Annotated in this window: 16 protein-coding genes; all 16 read right to left on the reverse strand. The window is 59.8% G+C overall.

What is annotated here, in order from left to right:
- Positions 1 to 8: 8 nt before the first annotated feature.
- Positions 9 to 1247 carry an ABC transporter substrate-binding protein gene (locus tag FIU94_RS16880; RefSeq protein WP_051630972.1) on the reverse strand — a complete coding sequence of 413 codons (1239 nt, stop codon included), beginning with the start codon at positions 1245 to 1247 and terminating at the stop codon, positions 9 to 11.
- A gap of 34 nt (positions 1248 to 1281) precedes the next feature.
- Positions 1282 to 2286: a branched-chain amino acid ABC transporter permease gene (locus tag FIU94_RS16885; protein WP_245601549.1), complete on the reverse strand. Its 1005-nt coding sequence runs from the start codon at positions 2284 to 2286 to the stop codon at positions 1282 to 1284.
- Positions 2287 to 2337: 51 nt separating this feature from the next.
- On the reverse strand, positions 2338 to 3222 hold the full coding sequence (locus FIU94_RS16890; RefSeq protein ID WP_028288586.1) for a branched-chain amino acid ABC transporter permease: 885 nt from the start codon (positions 3220 to 3222) through the stop codon (positions 2338 to 2340).
- A gap of 15 nt (positions 3223 to 3237) precedes the next feature.
- The gene (locus FIU94_RS16895) at positions 3238 to 5193 is read right to left on the reverse strand and encodes an AMP-binding protein (RefSeq protein WP_233145719.1); all 1956 of its coding nucleotides are present in this window, start codon (positions 5191 to 5193) and stop codon (positions 3238 to 3240) included.
- A 46-nt stretch (positions 5194 to 5239) separates the two neighbouring features.
- Positions 5240 to 6019: an ABC transporter ATP-binding protein gene (locus FIU94_RS16900; protein WP_028288584.1), complete on the reverse strand. Its 780-nt coding sequence runs from the start codon at positions 6017 to 6019 to the stop codon at positions 5240 to 5242.
- Positions 6020 to 6230: 211 nt separating this feature from the next.
- Positions 6231 to 7070 (reverse strand): MaoC family dehydratase N-terminal domain-containing protein, encoded by an 840-nt coding sequence (locus tag FIU94_RS16905; RefSeq protein WP_152467124.1) that lies wholly within the window; start codon positions 7068 to 7070, stop codon positions 6231 to 6233.
- Between the two features lie 11 nt (positions 7071 to 7081).
- A complete protein-coding gene (locus FIU94_RS16910; protein ID WP_152467125.1) occupies positions 7082 to 8245 on the reverse strand; it encodes an acyl-CoA dehydrogenase family protein in 1164 nt (387 codons plus the stop codon).
- 3 nt (positions 8246 to 8248) lie between these two features.
- Positions 8249 to 9043, reverse strand: a complete 795-nt coding sequence (locus FIU94_RS16915) for a citryl-CoA lyase (RefSeq protein ID WP_152467126.1) — start codon at positions 9041 to 9043, stop codon at positions 8249 to 8251.
- Complete coding sequence (locus FIU94_RS16920; protein WP_152467127.1) at positions 9043 to 9957, reverse strand: SDR family NAD(P)-dependent oxidoreductase; 915 nt, start codon at positions 9955 to 9957, stop codon at positions 9043 to 9045. Before FIU94_RS16920 ends, FIU94_RS16915 begins: the two co-directional genes overlap by 1 nt.
- Before the next feature lie 12 nt (positions 9958 to 9969).
- Positions 9970 to 10929, reverse strand: a complete 960-nt coding sequence (locus FIU94_RS16925) for a hydroxymethylglutaryl-CoA lyase (protein WP_152467128.1) — start codon at positions 10927 to 10929, stop codon at positions 9970 to 9972.
- Positions 10930 to 10933: 4 nt separating this feature from the next.
- Positions 10934 to 12940 carry a biotin carboxylase N-terminal domain-containing protein gene (locus FIU94_RS16930; protein ID WP_152467129.1) on the reverse strand — a complete coding sequence of 669 codons (2007 nt, stop codon included), beginning with the start codon at positions 12938 to 12940 and terminating at the stop codon, positions 10934 to 10936.
- 10 nt (positions 12941 to 12950) lie between these two features.
- A complete protein-coding gene (locus FIU94_RS16935) occupies positions 12951 to 14558 on the reverse strand; it encodes an acyl-CoA carboxylase subunit beta (protein WP_152467130.1) in 1608 nt (535 codons plus the stop codon).
- A complete protein-coding gene (locus FIU94_RS16940) occupies positions 14555 to 15946 on the reverse strand; it encodes a phenylacetate--CoA ligase family protein (RefSeq protein ID WP_136340197.1) in 1392 nt (463 codons plus the stop codon). Before FIU94_RS16940 ends, FIU94_RS16935 begins: the two co-directional genes overlap by 4 nt.
- Before the next feature lie 27 nt (positions 15947 to 15973).
- Complete coding sequence (locus FIU94_RS16945) at positions 15974 to 17134, reverse strand: acyl-CoA dehydrogenase family protein (RefSeq protein ID WP_027264402.1); 1161 nt, start codon at positions 17132 to 17134, stop codon at positions 15974 to 15976.
- A 9-nt stretch (positions 17135 to 17143) separates the two neighbouring features.
- Entirely contained in the window at positions 17144 to 17923 is a 780-nt protein-coding gene (locus FIU94_RS16950) for an enoyl-CoA hydratase/isomerase family protein (protein WP_027264403.1), read from the reverse strand.
- A complete protein-coding gene (locus tag FIU94_RS16955) occupies positions 17920 to 19101 on the reverse strand; it encodes an acyl-CoA dehydrogenase family protein (RefSeq protein WP_043753664.1) in 1182 nt (393 codons plus the stop codon). The genes FIU94_RS16950 and FIU94_RS16955 overlap by 4 nt, the downstream gene beginning before the upstream one ends.
- Positions 19102 to 19175 lie beyond the last annotated feature (74 nt).

The following is a 19175-nucleotide window of genomic DNA, read 5'->3' on the forward strand; positions in this document are numbered from 1 at the left end:
GGATTAATTCACCATTTCTCAACTTGCGGAACGTCGACACCCGTTGCCGCGATGGTGATTTTCCCATCTTTGACGGTGCCCACATTCACTTTGAGGCCTTCCAATGGGAACGGTGCTTCTGGCGTAAAGGACAAGGTCGGCAGGAACCCATGGGTTTCTTCGGTGGTGATCGGTTTGGCAAAAAGCGCCTCACGTACCATCTCTCCGGTCAGGCCCTCGGCGCCGTTCGCCTCGATCGCGTGATCGATCACGGTCACGGTATAGAGACCCTGAGATACGCCCATTGCGGTCACGACGTTCCAAGGTGCTTCGAGTCCGTAATCGGCAACCAATGTCTCGTAGAATTGTCGCGCGGGAGTGTCCTCATCGGCCGCAATCGCCATGCCGTAGGCTTCAAAGTCCCCCTCCATTTGCTCAAGCCCGCCAAGCGCGCCACCCGAGGCTGGAAGCCCGTTATGCGAACTCATCATGATCGGGATGTTCGCCCCGTTGGCCTGCAGCCCACGTTTCGCGGCAACCACGATAGAGGTGTTAGTTTGGATTACCAGCGCCTCGGCCCCGGCTCGTACAACGCGGCGCATTTGCCCCGTCAGATCGGTGGGTTGAACTTCGGTATAGATGACCTCGACGAGGTCGATCTCCTCGGGGTGCTCTTCGGCATAGAGTTCAAGGCCCTTTGCCATGTCGACATAGGCAGGCGATGCTTCGGAGGCGAGGATCGCAACCTTGAGCGGTTCGTCTCCTCCGCGCTGTTCACGCATCCAGTTCAGAAAGCCGACACTTTCGTGCGAATAGGTCGGGCGTGGGTTGAAAATCCAGGCATCCGGTTGCCAGGCAAAACCGTAGGCCGCTGTGGCCATGAACATCGGGATTTTGTCTTCCGGCAGGCGTTCGGAAAGGGCCGCGACGTCAGGCCCGCCGAGGCCGACAACCGCAATCGGGTCCAGTTCCGATTTGATCCCGGGCCAGAGACTTGCCACCTGTGCCGCGTCATAGCGGGTTTCGTAGTTTTTGTAGTTCAGCGTGACGCCAAGTTCCTTGCCGCGGGTTTCATTCCACCAGGTGAACACAGCTTCGCGTCCGCCTGCCAGGATGGGCATGATGTCAGCATAAGGGCCGGAAAAGTCCGACAGCAGGGCGAGATTATAGGTCTCTTCGGCCTGCGCCTTCAAAGGCATGGTCGCCGCGGCCGCCAAGGCAGCCGCTGCCAGTAAGCCGCGAAGACCTCGATTCGATTGGTAAGTCATATTCTTCCTCCCAGGTTTAGAGCCGCTCTATTTCTCAGTAAGGAAACGGCCAGATACGGTATGACGACTTCAGGATGTTCCAGCGGTGCATCAGCCCCTTGGGTTCGAGGATCATAAACAATGCGATCACGCCGCCAAGAACGACATTCATGCCAGCGAACACGATGTCACCGCCAAGGAATGATACCGAGTCGGCGATATTGGGGCCGACCGTCGCGATAATTTCCTGGATGATGCGGATAATGAAGACGCCGATCAGGGCCCCCACGATTGAACCCATCCCGCCGACGATGATCATCGCGACGAAGAAGATCGAGTGAAACAGGGTGAACTGGTCTACCCCCACGAAGCGGATCAGATAGGCCCAAAGCGCCCCGCCGACGCCCGCATAGAAAGCGCCGATCAGGAAGGCATTTGCCTTTGTGGCCGCGACATTGATCCCCATTATACCCGCGGCCACGTCATCATCCCTGACCGCCACGAAGGCACGGCCGAAGCGTGACCGAACGATCCCGAACGCGCCCGCCACCATGATCGCGGTCACGGCGAAATTCAGATAGAACTGCGAAGATTCGCTGACAAATCGCAGCCCGAAAAGCTCGGCCGGGGGCACGGTGATACCGTTCGACCCACCCAGCCAGGTTGACGGCAGGTTCAATACGGCAAAGTGGAACAGGAACTGAGCTGCAATCGTGGTCAGTGCCAGATAGAACCCCTTGATCCGCGCCGCGGTCAAGCCAAAGAGAAAGCCGAACAGCGCAGCCGAGAGCCCGGCCAGAGGAATGGTCAGCAGAAACGTAAGGCCGGTCTTCGAGGCCAGTATCGAGGCCGTATAGGCGCCGACCCCCATGAACGCCGCCTGACCCAGGTTGATCTGGCCCGCATAGCCGGTGCAGATCTGAAGCCCGACGGCGATGACGGCGCTGATCATCATCATATTCAGGATAGCGATGATACGGCTGCTCACCAGGTAAGGCGCCAACAGCAGTAGAGCCATGAATACGACGAGGGCCAGAAACTGCCAGCGCGTTCGGATCAAACGTCTGTCACTGCGATAGCTTGTCGGGAATACGCCAGAAGGATCCATGGATTACACCCGTTCGATTGTGCGCCAGCCGAACAGGCCGGTCGGCCGGATCAGCAGAATGGCAAGCATTATGATATATGGAACGACACTGCCGAGCGAGCCACCGATCAACGGATCAAGGTAGTTGGTGGTCAAGCTCTGCGCGATGCCGATGATTATTCCTGCCAAGATAAGCCCGCCGATGGATTCCAGCCCGGCAAAGAGCGCCACCGGCAGGGCCGCGAACCCGATATCCGAGGCCAGGAAGGTCAGCGATTTGCCGCTGAGAAAGATCATCGCACCAATTGTGGACAGGATTGCCCCGAGAACCCAGGCAACGGCAATCGAGCCTTTCACCGAAATGCCCATCGAGGAAGCTACGACGTGGTCCTCCGCCACAGCGGTCATACGGAGGCCGGACCGGGTCCGGTTGAAGAACCACGACAGGCCGACGGCCGCGACAATGGTGATGATCCCACCTATCAGGAGGTTCATCGGGATCAACATATCGCCGAGGAACAAGGGTTTCAGCGGAAAAATGATCGGGAAGGGTCTTACCGCGGGACCGAACACAAGCAGCACCAAACCGCGCAGCAGGATCAAAAGGCCGACGGTGACCATGACCATCGAGAAAACCGATTCACCGATCAGCTTTGTCAGGAAAATCCGTTCGATTGCGTACCCGACCAGCCCGGCCAGAACCAGCGAAAGGGGTATCGACAACCAAAGGCTAAGCCCCGCTTGCATCGTTGTGAACCAGACGATGAACCCGCCGATGATCACAAGCTCGCCCTGCGCGAAGTTGAACACCTTGCTGGCGCGGTAAATCACAACAAAGCCCATGGCCACCAGCGAATACAGAAGGCCGATCAAAGCCCCGGTAATGATGTCATTGATGAAATAGACCATTGTCGCCGACCTCCTTTAAGATTTGGACTGCCGCTTGGCAGCCTTCGATGCGTTTTCAACATCCGACACGCGAACCGTGGTCTTGAGAACGCCTTGACGGCCGTCCTGATAGGTCACAGCGATTTCGAGATCTGTCTCGTCATCGCCAGCATAGATCGCCTCGACGAGCTTGGCATACCGTTCCTCCAGAAAGGCCCGGCGAAGCTTTCGGCTGCGGGTCAACTCGCCTTCATCCGGGTCGAGTTCCTTGGGAAAATTCGCAAAACGTGCCACGCGCGAGCCTTCGGGCAGGAGCGCATTGATGCGCGCCACTTCGCCTTTGATAAGGTCCAGAACTTCGGGTTTCTGCGAGAGATCGGTGTAGGTCGAAAAGCTGATCTTGTTCTCTTCCGCCCAACGCCCGAGAACTTCCATATCGATATTGATAAGCGCGCTGACGAAGCTCCGGGTTTCGTCGCCCAAGGTCATGAGATCCTTGATGAAGGGGCTATACCGCAACCGCGTTTCGATGAATTGCGGCGGATAGCTGTGCCCATTTGCCAGGCGGCGCATATCCTTGACACGGTCAAAGAACAAAAGCTCGCCGTCGTCGGTCATCGACACCGCGTCACCGGTCTTGTACCAACCGTCTTCGGTCAATTCCTCTGCGGTCTTTTCGGGCTTGCCGTGATAGCCACCGAAGCCCGATCCGCCACGCACCTGAAGCTCCCCTTCGTCCGAGACCCTGTATTCCAGCGGTTCGCCGTAGTTCGTGTTGCTTTGCATCCAGCTGCCGCTGGTTTCCAGCTGATAGCTTTCGCCGACATGCGCGGTCAGAAGGCCGATTTCGGTCGCGCCATACACGTTGCGCAGCTTAACCCCCATCGCGTGGAACATACGAAAGACGTCAGGTGCCATCAGGGCGCCGCCGCTCATTGCGTTTTTGGCCTTACCAAGGCCAAGATTGTCGCGCAGGTGATGCAGCACCAGAGCTTCGGCAAAGGGAAGCTGCAGGCGTGCGGCAAGGCTGGGGCTACGCCCCTCCAGCCGTTCCACATAAACGTCGTGGCCGACCTTCATGCCCCAGTTGTACATCGCATTGCGGATTTTGCCCGCCCCCAGCATCCGGGCCTGAACGATGGAGGCGAGATTTTCCCACTGGCGCGGGCTGAACACCAGTGCGTCGACCGCCAGTTCGCGAATGTTGGTCAGTACGTCTTCAGGGCCTTCGGGGAAATTGACGACCATGGGCGCGATCAAACCGATCGACAGGCCGAAAATCTGTTCCGTGACCCAGGCCGGCGAAATGTAGGTCAGGTATTCGGTGCCCGGCGCGATTTCGATTGCCCCCATCACCCGCGAGCAATTGTCGAACAGGTAGCGATGGCTGATGACAACGCCCTTGGGTTTTCCCGTGGTACCCGAGGTATAGGACAGCAAGGCGGTATCGTCCGCCCGTCCACGTTTTACGTGTTCTTCAAATCTGGCGGGTTCCTTGGCGTGGATCTGACGCCCTGCCGCGCTCACACTTTCAAACGAATGCAACAGGGGATGATCATAGCCCCACAGACCGGAATCGTCCCAGTAAACGACCGCCAGGGCGCCCGAGTACTTGCCCGCAATCTCGATGCATTTATCGACCTGCTCCTGATCCTGCGCCAGAAAAATCCGCGTTTGCGAGTCTTCGGCCAGATACAGAATCTCTTCAGCGTTTTGATCCGGATAGACAGACAGGACTTTGCCGCCTAACGACTGGACGGCGTATTCAGCCCAGAAATGTTCGGGTTCGTTTTCGCCAATCATCATGACGGATTCGCCAGCCGACAAGCCCAGGTTCTCCAACCCGAGAGCCAGGGCGCGAACCCTGTCAAGAACATCGGCCCAGGTGAATTCACGCCAGATGCCCAGGCGCTTGTGCCGTTCGGCGAGGTTGGTCGGTGTGGATGTCGCTCGCGCGAGCAAAACCTGCGGCAGGGTTTCGCTATGTGTCACTGCTGGGTCCGAAAAGACCATTGCTGTCCGTTGTTTGACCATGCCGCTACCCCAGATATGCCTTTATGACAGCCGGGTCCTTCTGGATTTCTTCCGGGGTGCCTTCGGCGATGACCCGCCCGAAATCCAGCACCACGATCCGGTCGGCAAGGTCCATCACGACGCCCATGTCGTGCTCCACCAGAACTACCGGAATCTTGCGCGCCTCGCGCACATCGAGAATGAAGCGCGCCAGGTCTTCTTTTTCCTCCGAGTTCATGCCGGCCATCGGTTCATCCATCAGCAGGATCGACGGTTCCTGCGCCAATGCACGGCCCAGATCGACACGCTTGCGCAACCCATACCCCAACGTGCCCACGGGCCGGTTGCGGATTGCCTCGATCTCGAGAAAATCGATGATCTCCTCTGCGGCTTCACGATGTTCCGATTCCTCGCGCATCACGGGACCGAACTGGAAAAAGGCCTGGACTACATTCGATTTCATCAGCATGTGGCGGCCGATCATAATGTTTTCCACCACCGTCTGCCCGGCAAAAAGATGGGTGCCCTGAAACGTCCGCGCCAGACCGCGCCGGGCGATCTGGTCAACACGCAGGCCGGTCACGTCCTGCCCGGACAATTCGACACGGCCCTTCTGCGGACGGTAGAAGCCCGCAGTCACGTTCAGAAGTGATGTTTTTCCGGCTCCGTTCGGTCCGATAATTGCAAGCAATTCATCGTCGGCCACAGAAATGCTCACATCGTCGAGCGCGGTCACACCGCCAAATTTCAAAGTTGCACCACGCACCGCAAGCGGTGAGGATACGTGCCCGTTATTCGTGGTCATGTTGCGGCCCGTGCTTTTGCCCCACACCTCATGGAGGCGCGCATAGCCTGACCGCACGGTTTTTCGTTGGTTACGAGTTTTCCTCGCATTGTTCCTCCTCCCACCTCTAAATTCAGAGGTTTGCCTGGTTTATTTACCAAGTTTCTCCGCCATTCCTAACAGATGTTAGAAAATTTGGTCAACAATTGAATTCGCTACCGAAGAAAAACGATCAGACAGCCGCGTACTCTGCGGAAAAGCTTCGAAGACCGTTTTGATCCTGACACCAGACTGTCCCGGAGGTGCCGGTCTCTTCATTGTGCAGTTGCAATTCGCAGGGCAGGGTGAGTGGCGCGAGTCCGCGAAAAGAAAACCGGTGAGGCGATGTTTTCAACGCATCCGCCGCCAGATTCAGAAGTAGCGTGGCTTGCAAGGGGCCATGGACAACAAGCCCGGAATAGGCTTCGGTTTCGGTGGCGTAGATGTGGTCATAGTGAATGCGATGGGCATTGAACGTCAGCGCCGAATAGCTAAACAGCAGAACAGGATCCGGTGTCAGGGTCGATCTGAGCGTGGTGGGGTCACCCGCGTCAGGTGCGCTCTCGCCCGTGCGGGGGGCGGAAATCTCACGATAAACGATCGTTTGCTGCTCCCGGATACAAAGCCGGTTGCCACTCAGATACTCATGTTCGACGGTCACAAAGACCAATGGTCCACTACGGCCCTGCTTGGCCACAATATCCCTGATCGAAGAGCGTCGGGTGATGGTTTCGCCGATTTTCAGCGGCGCGATATGCGTAACATCGCCGCCAGCCCACATGCGGGCGGGCAGCGGAACAGGGGGCAGAAATCCACCCCTCGCGGCATGGCCGTCTTCTGACAGGGCGGTCGCTGGCACGGTATCAAGGGCAAGGCACCAATGAATTCCCAGCGGGACATCGCCCGCTCCATCCCAAAGATGCGGACCGAGCGTGGCGCGGAATTTGTCGATCAGCCCGTGCGTCAGAACATCTTCCTTAGTCTCGGTGCGTCCCAGCCAGGGCGCCAGCGCGTCAAGGTCGATCTCACCCATAATCCTAGCCTTCAGAACGATCTTGGCATGCCGAGGATATGTTCTCCGACATATGACAGGATCAGGTTGGTCGAGATCGGGGCGACCTGATAGAGGCGCGCCTCGCGGAACTTGCGCTCGACATCGTATTCCCGTGCGAAACCGAAGCCGCCATGGGTCTGAATGCAGGCATTGGCCGCTTCCCAGCTGGCCTCCGAAGCCAGCAGCTTAGCCATATTCGCCTGTGCTCCGCAATCCAGCCCAGCATCGAACCGCCTGCAGGCTTCAAAGCGCATCAGATTGGCGGCCTCGATGTTCACATAAGACCTGGCGATAGGGAATTGCACGCCTTGGTTCTGGCCGATGGGACGGTCAAAGACCACGCGGTCACCGGCATAGGCGCGGGCTTTGTCGACGAACCAGTATCCATCACCGATACATTCCGCCGCAATCAGGGTCCGTTCGGCGTTCAACCCGTCAAGAATATGGTAAAACCCGCGCCCCTCGGTGCCGATCAGGTTCTCGGCGGGGATTTCCAGGTTGTCGAAAAACACTTCATTGGTTTCGTGGCCGGGCATATTGGCGATGGGGCGGACCTCCATCCCGTTGCCGATAGCCTCTTTCAGATCGACCATAAAGATCGACAGGCCCTGCGACTTTTTCTTGACCTCGCTCAGCGGCGTGGTGCGTGCCAGCAGGATCATCAGGTCGGAATGCTGGATACGGCTGATCCAGACCTTCTGGCCATTGATCTCATACCGGTCACCTTTCTTGACCGCGGTGGTCTTCAGTTTGGTGGTGTCGGTCCCGGTTGTCGGTTCGGTCACGGCCATGGATTGCAGGCGCAACGCGCCGCTGGCGATGCCGGGCAGGTATTTCTGCTTTTGCTCATCCGAACCATGCCGCAGCAGCGTGCCCATGTTATACATCTGCCCGTGGCAATGGCCCGCGTTTCCGCCGCAGCGGTTCACCTCCTCCATGATGATCGAGGCTTCGGTCAACCCCAGACCCGAGCCACCGTATTCCTCTGGGATCATCGCGGCAAGCCAGCCCTCGCGGGTCAGCGCATCGACGAATTCCTCGGGGTAGGTTTCGTCTTCGCCGAACTTGCGATGATACTCTGGCGGAAACTGCGCGCAAAGTGCGCGCAAGGCGTCGCGCAGATCGGTGTGAGTGTCTGGGGCTGACGTCTGCATCGGTTACTTCGCTCCCGGACCCGACGTTTCAAGAATTTCCTGCTCGGCACGCTGCCAAAGCTCATAGGAAATCGGGTTTTCGCTCTCTTCGAGGATATGACCGACCAGACCGATGGCGCGTGCCATGACGCCAAAGCCCCGCACGATCTTCCAGGGGAAGCCAAATTCACAGCAGATCGCTCCGATCGCCCCGGTGGCGTTGATCGGCAGCATCTTACCCGATTTTTCTTCGGCAACGGCCTGAATTTTCTGGATCAACTCGATGTATTCACCGGACTTGCCGTTCTCGGCAGCGATCTGGAACAGGCGAGGTGTGCGCGGATCGACCGGCTTGTGCACCGGATGGCCCAGCCCCGGCACGATCATCTTGCGGGCGCGGAATTTTTCCACCGTCTCGACGGCCAGCGCATCCAGATCGACACCGGTGCCCAACTTGTCCTGTGGCAGTGCCTCGTAAAGCATCTTCGAGGCACCCTCCATAGAACCGACAAAGACGGTGCCCAGCCCGCACAAGCCAGCCGCCACAGCCGCCTGAAGCGATTCCGGCGCCCCCATATAGGTCATCCGCGCCGCCAGGGCCGAGGGCGTGATACCATGTTCGACCAAGGTAATGACGATAGCGTTAAAGACGCGGCTTTCCTCGGGCGTGGCCTTGCGACCCGTCAACTGCAGAAACGCCAGATCGCCGAGGTTCATGTGGCCCAGGATCTCGTTGGGCAGATCGAGCCCACGCACGCTGATCTTGTCAGAGGTGCTCCAGGCAATGTCGGAGCTGATTTTTTCTTTGCGTTTTCCCATCAAACCGGATCCCACGAAAAGACATCCGCCGAAACTTCGAGCGGCGTGAACTGTGATTTGAGCGCGGGAATGGCGCGCTCGGCGATTTCATCGGCGGTCCAGCCATCATCGGAATGAACCGACCGCACCGGGCGGGGCTGGTTGAACAGGAAGATCTCGTTCTTGCGAACCGCAAAGATTTGTCCTGACACGTCAGCCGCGCGGTCGCTCATCAGGAAACAGGCCATCGGTGCAACCTTGGCCGGTGTCATCTCCTTGATCTTTTCGACCCGTGCCACCTGTTCCGGGGTGTCTGTCTTGATAGACGAGATCATCCGGCTCCAGGCGAAGGGCGCGATGCAGTTTGACCGCACGTTCCAGCGTTTCAGGTCGAGCGCTACCGATTTCGAGAAGGCCGCGATGCCCAGCTTTGCCGCCGAATAATTCGCCTGCGCCAGATTGCCGATCAGCCCCGAGGTCGAGGTCATGTGCACCAGAGCACCGCCCTCTTGCTCGCGGAAATAATCGGCCGCCGCGCGGCTGGTGTTGAAGGCGCCATAGAGATGGACCTTCACCACCGCGTCGAAATCCTCGTAGGTCATTTTGTGGAAGAACCCGTCGCGCAGGATGCCGGCGTTGTTCACCACCGCGTCGATGCGGCCGAATTCCTTGACACCCGCCTCGATCATCGCGCGCGCGGCGTCCGGATCGGTGACGTTGCCGCCATCGGCGATCGCATCGCCGCCCGCCGCCTTGATCTCTTCGACGACTTTCTGCGCCGCAGTTTCTGTCTGACCGGTGCCTTTCAGGGATGCGCCCAGATCATTGACCACCACGGCGGCGCCTTCTGCGGCTGCCATCAAGGCGATATCACGCCCGATCCCACCGCCGGCCCCGGTGACCAGAACGACCTTTCCGTCAAGTGCTTTTGTCATCTTCTTGCTCCCTCAGCGTGACTTGCGGTATTTGTCCAACCCGCCGGTGTGCATGACCCGGCCCATGAGCGGCACACCGATGATCTCTTCTGCTTTGACCGCCGCTGCGATCAGCTTGTCCAGATCAATGCCGGTTTCGATGCCGAGCTCGTGACACAGGAACACTGAATCCTCGGTGCAGACATTTCCTGCGGCGCGCGCGTGGCCGTGGCCCGCGAAAGGACAGCCGCCAAGACCGGCGACGGAGCTTTCGAACATGTCCACGCCCATCGACAGGGCCGCATAAACGTTGGCGATCCCCAGCCCACGTGTGTCATGGATGTGCATACCGATGCGCGCCTCGGGCGCCAATTCGCGCAGGGCGCCGATCATCCGTTTGACCGCCTCGGGGTTTCCCCAACCCATGGTGTCGGCGACCACGAGGATCGGCACGGGGATGTTCTCTTCTTCGCATAGCTGAAGGATAAAGCGGAAATCGTCCAAGATGCGTTCTTGGGGGATGGGGCCCTCGAGGTTGCAGCCGAAGGCGGTCATCACATAGGCCGCGTCGACGGTATATCCCTCTTCCTTGTAAAGACGGACCCAGTCACGTTGTTTTTCCCGCATCTCGGCCGAGGAACAATTGTTGTTCGATTGGGCGAATGCTTCGGAAGGATAGAACAGCAGACGCGGGTCGATATCGACCTCATGCGCGGTCAGGGCCTTGCGAAACCCTTTGTCGTTCAGCCACAGCGATGTGTAGTTCACGCCCGGTTTGCGCTTGATACGCTGGAACAACTCGCCGGTGTCCGCCATCTGAGGAACGTATTTCGGGCTGACAAAGCTGCCGACCTGAATGCGTTTCAAGCCGGTTTCGCTGAGCATGTCGATCAGTTCGATCCGCTCTTCGATCGGGTAAATCTTCTTTTCGATCTGAAAACCCTCACGCGGGCCTTCTTCACGAAATTCTACGAATTTGGGAAAGTCGCTCATTTCATCACTCCTCGGATGGCAGGATCTCGGCGATGACCTGGCCGCGATCGACCATGTCCCCATTCGAGACGGATATATTGCTGGCGATCCCGGCCGCGGCCGCCCGGATCGAGATTTCGAGTTTCATGGATTCCATGACCGCGACCACGTCGCCTTCGGCCACGCTCTGACCATCGGAGACCTTGATTTCGACAATCATGCCGGTCAGCGGAGAGGTCACGGCGCGATCCGCCGCGGCATTGTCGCCGGCAAAGGCAAGGGGCGCGGCGGGCCGAAATACCAGGCGGCCTTCGGGCGTATCCAGTTCGATCACGCCCGCGTGCAGGCGCGCGTCGATCAGATGGACGGTGTCGCCTTCGCCGACACGCCAACGGCCCGGGGTCAGTTCACGTGCCGACAGTATCAGCGCCTCGCCTTTCTCCGAATGGATGGTGTACTTGGCACCCGGTTTGACAGGACTGACGCGCAGTTCTTCGGATACCTCGTCAGAATCGGTAAGCGTCACGCGCTGCCCCGCTTCAATCGCATCGCCGCCCAGTCCAAGCCGCCAGCCGGTAAAGGCATCACGGTTGGTCCAGGGATTGGCGTTTGTGTCGCTGCGCGACTGGGTCACGAAGAGAATGGCAGCGGTCGCCTTCCACAGATCGGGGCGGGTCAGGCCGGGTGCCTGTGTCAGCTCATCCAGCCTGCCGTCGATCCAGCGGGTATGCACCTGCATCCGTTCGAATTCATGGTTTCGCGCCAGCGCCGTTAGAAAGGCGCGATTGGTCTCGACACCTTCGACCGCGACATGATCAAGCGCCGTGGCCAGACGTGCCAATGCGGTTTCCCGGTCGGGCGCGTGCACGATCAGCTTGGCGATCATCGGGTCGTAGTAGGGCGTGACGGCATCGCCTTCTTCGACGCCGCTGTCGATGCGCAGGCCCGATGGCAGGCTGAGCGTGGAGAGCGTGCCCGTCGACGGGGCGAATTGCATCGCCGGATCTTCGGCGTAAAGCCGCGCCTCGACCGCGTGGCCGTTGATCGTCAGATCGTCCTGCACCAGTCCAAGGCCCGCGCCTTCGGCAATCCGCAGGTGAAGCGCGACAAGGTCCAGCCCGGTGATCGCTTCGGTGACGGGATGTTCCACCTGAATGCGCGGGTTCACCTCAAGGAAGAAATACTCGCCACCCGCGACCAGAAATTCGACCGTGCCCAGCCCGCGATAGTCCAGCGTTTCGCCCAAGCGCACCGCGTCGCGTGCGATGTCGTCCAGAAGCGTTCGGGGCAGACCCCAGGCCGGGGCTTCCTCGATGACCTTCTGGTGGCGGCGCTGAAGCGTGCAATCGCGTTCGAACAGATGCACCACATGGCCTTTGCCGTCACCTGCGATCTGCACTTCAACATGGCGCGCCTCGGGCAGGAAACGCTCCAACAGCAGCCCTTCGGAGCCGAAGGTGGATTTTGCTTCGCGCAGCGCGCCTTCGATGTCCTCGACCAGCGTGGTTTCGTCAGTGACGAGCCGTTGTCCGCGCCCACCACCGCCGCCGACCGCCTTGAGCAGCACCGGCAGGCCCATTTGGCGCACCTCCTCGGCAATCTGCTCGGGATCGGACCGCGCACCTTCGGCGCCCGAAATCACCGGGACGCTGGCCGCCACGGCGGCCTCTTTGGCGCTGGCCTTGTCGCCGAAACGTTCAAGCGTTTCAGGCGTCGGCCCCATGAAGATCATGCCGGCGGCTTCGACCGAACGAGCAAAATCGGGGTTTTCGGCCAGAAAGCCATAACCGGGATGGATCGCATCCGCGCCCACTGATTGCGCAGCGGCAATCACCGCGTCGATTTTCAGATAGCTCTCGGATGCAGGTCCGGCGCCGATACAGACAGATTTGCCAATCTCGCGGACATGCAGGGCATTGGCGTCGGCCTGCGAATGCACGCCGACGGGAATGATACCGCTGGCCCGCGCAGTGCGCGCGATCCGGCAGGCAATTTCGCCGCGGTTGGCGATCAGAAGCGTCTTGATTTTCACGGTTCGCTCCTCACATCCTGAACACGCCGAATTTGGTATCGACCTTGGGTCTGCGCGATGTCACATCCAGCATCAGCGCCATGACATCACGGGTCTCACAGGGCTCGATCACGCTGTCGATCCAAAGGTTGGAAGCAAAATTATAGGCTCCCTGAAAATCTTCGTATTCCTTGCGGATCGGTGCCTTGAAGGCTTCCTCCTCCTCGGGGGTCCAGCTTTTGCCTTCGCGTTCGTTGATCTGCGCGCGGACCTGAGCCAGCACGCTGGCGGCCTGTTCCGGCCCCATGATCGCCGACCGTCCCGTCGGCCAGGCAAACATTGCGTCCGGCTGGAACGGGCGGCCCAGCATGGCCAGGTATCCCGCCCCATAGGAGCCGCCGGTGATAATGGTGAATTTCGGCACCCGGGCCGAAGACATGGCCGTGATCATCTTGGCGCCAGCCTTGGCAATGCCCATCTGCTCGACCTCGCGGCCCACCATGAAGCCGTTCACATCGGCCAGGAACAGCAGCGGAATATCACGCTGGACGCAGAGATTGATGAAATGCGTGGCCTTCAGTGCGGCTTCGACGAAAAGCACGCCTGTATTTGCGAGAATACCGACCTCGTGGCCGTGGATGCGGCCCCAGCCGGTCATGATCGTGTCGCCATAAAGCGGTTTGAATTCGTGAAAATCGCTCTCATCGACCAACCGAGCCACGATTTCGCGGTTGTCGGTCGGCACCTTGGGGTCGCGGCTGATGAGTCCATAAATCTCTTCGACCGGGTAGGCGGGCGCACGGGGCGTTTCGGGCGTCTTGCGGGGTTGGGGTTTTTCGCCAAGATGGCTGACAATTTCGCGCGTGATGGCCAGAGCGTGGGCGTCATCTTCGGCCAAATGGTCTGTCACACCGGAGACGGACGAATGCATCTTGCCGCCACCCAGTTCTTCGGCTTCGACCTTTTCGCCGGTTGCGGCAAAGGTCAATTCCGGTCCGCCTAGATACATAAAGCCCTGACCGCGCACGATCACCACTTCGTCACAGAGCGCGGGGATATAGGCACCACCCGCGGTGCAGGGCCCCATGACCACGGCGATTTGCGGCACACCATCGCCAGACATGCCGATCTGTTGGTGAAAGATGGAGCCGAACTGGCCTTCGTCGGGGAAAAGGTTGGCCTGGTCGGGCAGGAAGGCACCGCCGGAGTCCACGAGGGTGATGACGGGCAGGCGGTTTTTCCAGGCAATTTTCTGTGCCCGGACGTGTTTGCGGCAGGTGATCCCGAAATAGGTGCCGCCCTTTACGGTGGCATCATTGGCGATGATCATGCACTGACGGCCTTCGATCACGCCAATACCGGTGATGATGCCGGCGCCGGGTGGAACTCCCTTGTGCATATTCAGTCCGGCCAACTCGCCGAGTTCCAGAAATGGTGTGCCCGGGTCGATCAGTCGTTCGATCCGTTCGCGCGGCAGGATTTTGCCTTTGTCCACATGACGTTTGCGCGCCATTTCGGGGCCGCCGACGCGCTGTAAGAGCCGGAGGGCATGTAGTTCATCGACCTTTTCGCGGTAAGACACGTCGTTGGCGCGGAAGTCGTCCGACGCGGTGTCGAGAAGGGATTTCATTCTAGTCATGGCAGGTCTGGATATTTCCTGAGAACGAAGGCGACCTTGGCGGCGCCAGGTTTTTCGAAAGTGTCGGCCGCAACCAGGTGAACGTCGGCCTTGAAGACCAAGGATTCGCGCAGGCGCTGCTCGATTTTCTTTTTGAGGGTGACGTCATCGGCCGGATCGCGATTGGGGCCGCGTTCGACAATCACCGTCAGCGCGCCCTGCGTGGTGTGGCCCTCGAAATCGGCCACGATGCGCATGACGCCATTGGTGTCCGGCACCATTTCGGTAATGACGCTGTTGATCGCCGACGGGAAGACATTGGCCCCCCGGACGATCAGCATGTCGTCGGTCCGGCCGGTACAGCGGATCTTCGGCCCGGTGCGGCCGCAGGAGCATTCGGTATCGATCACTTCGATATAATCGCCTGACCGGAACCGCACGAGCGGGCTCGCCTGGCGGCCGAGCGCGGTATAGACCATCTCGCCCTCGGCACCTTTTTCCCAGGGGATGATTTCGCCGCTTTCGGGGTCGAGCAATTCGGTGATGATATAGTCCATGTTGACCATGTGCATACCCGACTGGGCGTCGCACTCGGCCCAGTATGTCACGCCCAGATCGGTGCCGCCCAGCATCTCGGTGCATTTCGCACCCCAGGCCTTTTCGATCTTTGCCCGAATTGCGGGAATGCCGCCGCCGGGTTCGCCGCCGACGATCACGCGCTCGATACCCAGTTCGCTGGCCTTGCATCCCAGCACCTCGGGAGCCTTTTCGGCCAGGTGCAGAACAAAGTTCGGAGCGCCGACCACGCAACGCGGCCGCGTGTCTGCGCAGGCGCGCAGCAGACGTTCTGCACCGCCATCCGCCCCCACCGGCACATCGATCGTGCCCATGTACTGCAATCCCTGCATCACCGGGATGCCGCCGACAAAGCCCTTGGCCAGCGAAAACGCGTGCAACACCATATCGCCCGGTCGCACCCCGTTGGCGAAGAAGCAGCGCGCCGTCATCTCGTGCCACATTTCGGCGTCGGATTCGGTCAGGGCCACATACGAGGGGCTGCCGGTGGTGCCCGACGAGGCCTGCATCTGGATGATGTCCGACATTGGTGCCGCGCGGTGCTTGCCGAAGGGCGGTTCCGCAGCAAGGCTTTCGCGGATCTCGGTCTTGTAGGTGTAAGGCAGCTTCTGCAGGTCTTCGATGCTGCGAATCTCGTCGAAATCGACACCGGCGTCGGCGAACTTTTCCTGATAGAAGGTCGAATTCGACTTGAGATAGGCCATCTGGTCACGCAGCCGCTCTTCCTGAATACGGCGCACCTCGTCGAGCGGCGTGCCCTCGATCGCGTGCCAGAAGCGATCATTTACCTTGTCGGCGGCATCCTCCCGCCGGAAGCGCATTCCAAATTGCATGTCGTTCTCCGTTCCAAGCCGTGGCGATCAATAGGATCGTGGCAGGCCCATGACCTTTTCGCCGATAAAGCTCAGGCACAGTTCGCGGTTCACCGGCGCTGTGCGCAGCAGGCGGACCAGCGGGTACATTTCGTAAAGTCCCGTATCTTCGGTAAAGCCCGATCCACCATGCGCCTGAAGCGCCGCGTCGACCGCTTCGATCCCGGCTTCGGCGGCGGCATATTTCGCCATGTTCGACGACGCACCGGCAGGCAGCTTGTTGTCGAACTCCCATGCCGCGCGCCGGGTCATCAGACTGGCCATCTCGACCGCTGTGTGCGCCTTGGCCATCGGATGCTGCACGCCCTGGTGCGCACCGATGGGTTGGCCGAACACATTGCGCTCGGAGGCATAGGCCACGCCCTTGTTCAGGGCGAACCGGCCGATGCCGCAGCACAAGGCGGCCAGGATGATACGCTCGGGGTTGAGGCTGTCGAACAGGATCGAGAACCCTTCGTCCACCTCGCCGACCACATCCTCGGGGCCGAGATCCACATCGTCGAAGAACAGTGTCCACTGCTCCTCGGGCAGGGGGATCGAGATCTTCACCCGCTGCTTGTCGACGCCTTTTTTCTTCAGATCCACGGCGAACAGGGTAAAGCCGTCGGTCTTGCGGCTGACCTCGGTATGCGGTTTGGTCCGCGCCACCACGAGGCAGTAGTCGGCCACTTCGGCCCCGGTGATGAAGGTCTTTTCGCCCGACAGGCTGAACCGGTTGCCTCGACGCTTGGCCAGCGTAGTGGCCTTCATCGTGTTAGACCCGGCCCCCGGTTCGGTGATCGCGAAACAGAACTGGATATCACCGCGGCAGGCAGCCGGCAGCAGTTCTTTCTTGTGGAACTCGCTCCCGTGGCTGGCGATATGGGCCAGCGACATGGTCGGCCCGACCACCATCATCAAAAGAGGAATGCCGTGATTGGCGGTGCCCTCCATGAACAGGGCCATTTCGGTCATACCAAGGCCCGCGCCGCCATATTCCTCGGGCACCATGATGCCGAGGAAGCCGTCATCGGCGATCTGGCGGAACATTTCGTGCGGAAACTCGTGCTTGCGTGCGTGTCTCAGCCAGTAATCGTTGTCGAACTTCTGCGCCAGCTGGCCGCCATAGTCGTAAATCTGGCGTTGTTCGTCGTTCAAAATGAAATCCATGCTTCGTCCTCAAGCCTTGAATTCGGGGGCGCGCCGGTTCTCGAATGCATCGAGGCCCTCGGCCACGTCATCGCTGGGCAGTGCGCGCACGGCGGCATCGCGCTCAAGCCGCATCTGCTGGTCGATACCAAGGTCCGCGCCTTCGCGCGCCAACCGCTTCATCTCGGCGATGCCGGGACGTGAACGGGTGGCGATTTTCTCGCAGTATTCCAGCGCAGACTTGTGCAGGTCCGCATCCGGCACGATGTAGTTGACCAATCCGGCCTCTTTGGCCTCGTCCGACTTGAGCCAGCGGGCCGAGAACATCAGGTCGAGCGCCCTGCGCTGCCCCATCAACCGTGTCAACCGCTGCGAGCCACCCCAACCGGGAATCAGCCCGAATTGCGCGTGCTGATCGCCAAACTGGGCGCTTTCGGCCGCGAAACACACATCGCATGCCAGCATCAGTTCGATCCCGCCGGCCAGACACAACCCCTGCACTGCCACCACGACAGGGAGGGAGGAGGTTTCGAGCGCACGCAGGTTGTTCATGCCAAAGGCGATGAAATGGTCCAGCGCGGCGGGATCGTTCAATTTACCTTTCACTTCCACCAGATCGGCACCGGTGCAAAAGTGCTTGCCCTGCGCCCGGATGAGGATCGCCCGAATAGCGGGGTTCGCCTCGAATTCCGCACGCGCGACAGAAATACGCTCATGCACCTCAAGTGACAGGCAATTGAATTTCTCGGGGCGGGCCAGTTCGATGATGCCGGTGTTGCCCTCGGAAGTGACGAGGATGGGGTCGCTCATTTCGAGGCTCCCTTCGCCTTCTTGTCATACTGCAGCGCCATGCGACCGACCTTCTCGCGGGCGATCACCAGCTTCTGGATCTGCGCGGTGCCGTCACCGATCTGCAAGCCGAGCACATCGTTGTAGCGCTGGTGGTGGGGCAGGTCGGTGGTGTAGCCGTAATGTCCGTGCAGGATCAGGCACTGGTGCAGGATCTCGCAGGCGGTTTTGGGCAGGTACCATTTGCACATGGCGGCCTGAGAGGTGTGGGGCAGGCCACGGTCGCGCAGGTCCAACGTGTAATAGCAAAGCTGGCGCATCATGGTCAGTTGGGTCTCGGCCTCGGCCAAGGGAAAGCTGACACCCTGATACTGCACGATCGGGGCTCCGAATGCCTCGCGCTCCTGAACGTAGGCCCAGGTTTCATCCACCGACGCTTGCGCGGCCCCCAGGCACTCCAGCCCGATCAGTGCGCGGGAATAGTCGAAGCCCGCCATGATCGTGCCAAAGGCATGGTCCTGTTCCGCCATCATGTTTTCAGCCGGCACGAAAACATCGTCAAAGAAAACCGAGCCGCGCCCGACAGGCTTGGTGCCGATGTCGTCAAAATGGGTGCGCTTGATGCCTTCCTGGTTCAGATCGACGAAAAAGGCGCTGACCCCGCGTGAGCCGCCATCAGGATCGCCGGTACGGGCAAAGACGACCGCCGCATCCGCCTGACTGGCAAAACTCATGGATGTCTTTTCACCGTTCAGCCGCCAGCCGTTGCCGGATTTCTCGGCCCTCAGAATCAGGTTCGCCGCATCCGAACCGCCGCGCGGCTCTGTCAGGCCCAGGCCAATGACCGCATCACCCGAAACAACCTTGGGCACCCATTCCGACGCGATGTCCTTGGAGGCATGTTTGGCAACCATTCCGCCCATGAGAGAGCCCAGAAGCTGCACGTAACTTGCGTTGAAATCGGCATAGGCGATCTCTTCGACGATCAGCCCTGACGTGACAGAGCTTTCGCCGAGACCCCCGAATTCCTCGGGCAGATCGGCCCCGATCAGCCCCAGTGCGCCCATCTCCTTGATCAGCGCACGGTCGAATGTATGGCCGCTGGCGCGTTCTTGATATGTGGGCGCAAGCCTTTCAGTTGCGAAGCGCTTTGCGGTCTCGCGAAACGCCTTCTGATCGTCTGTAGGCTGGAATTGCATCGGTGCTCCTCCCCATGAGCGAAAATCTTCTTTCCAAAAATCTAACAAATGTTAGAATGTAGATCAAGTGCAGT

The organism is Sulfitobacter sp. THAF37 (assembly GCF_009363555.1).
Taxonomy (GTDB): domain Bacteria; phylum Pseudomonadota; class Alphaproteobacteria; order Rhodobacterales; family Rhodobacteraceae; genus Sulfitobacter.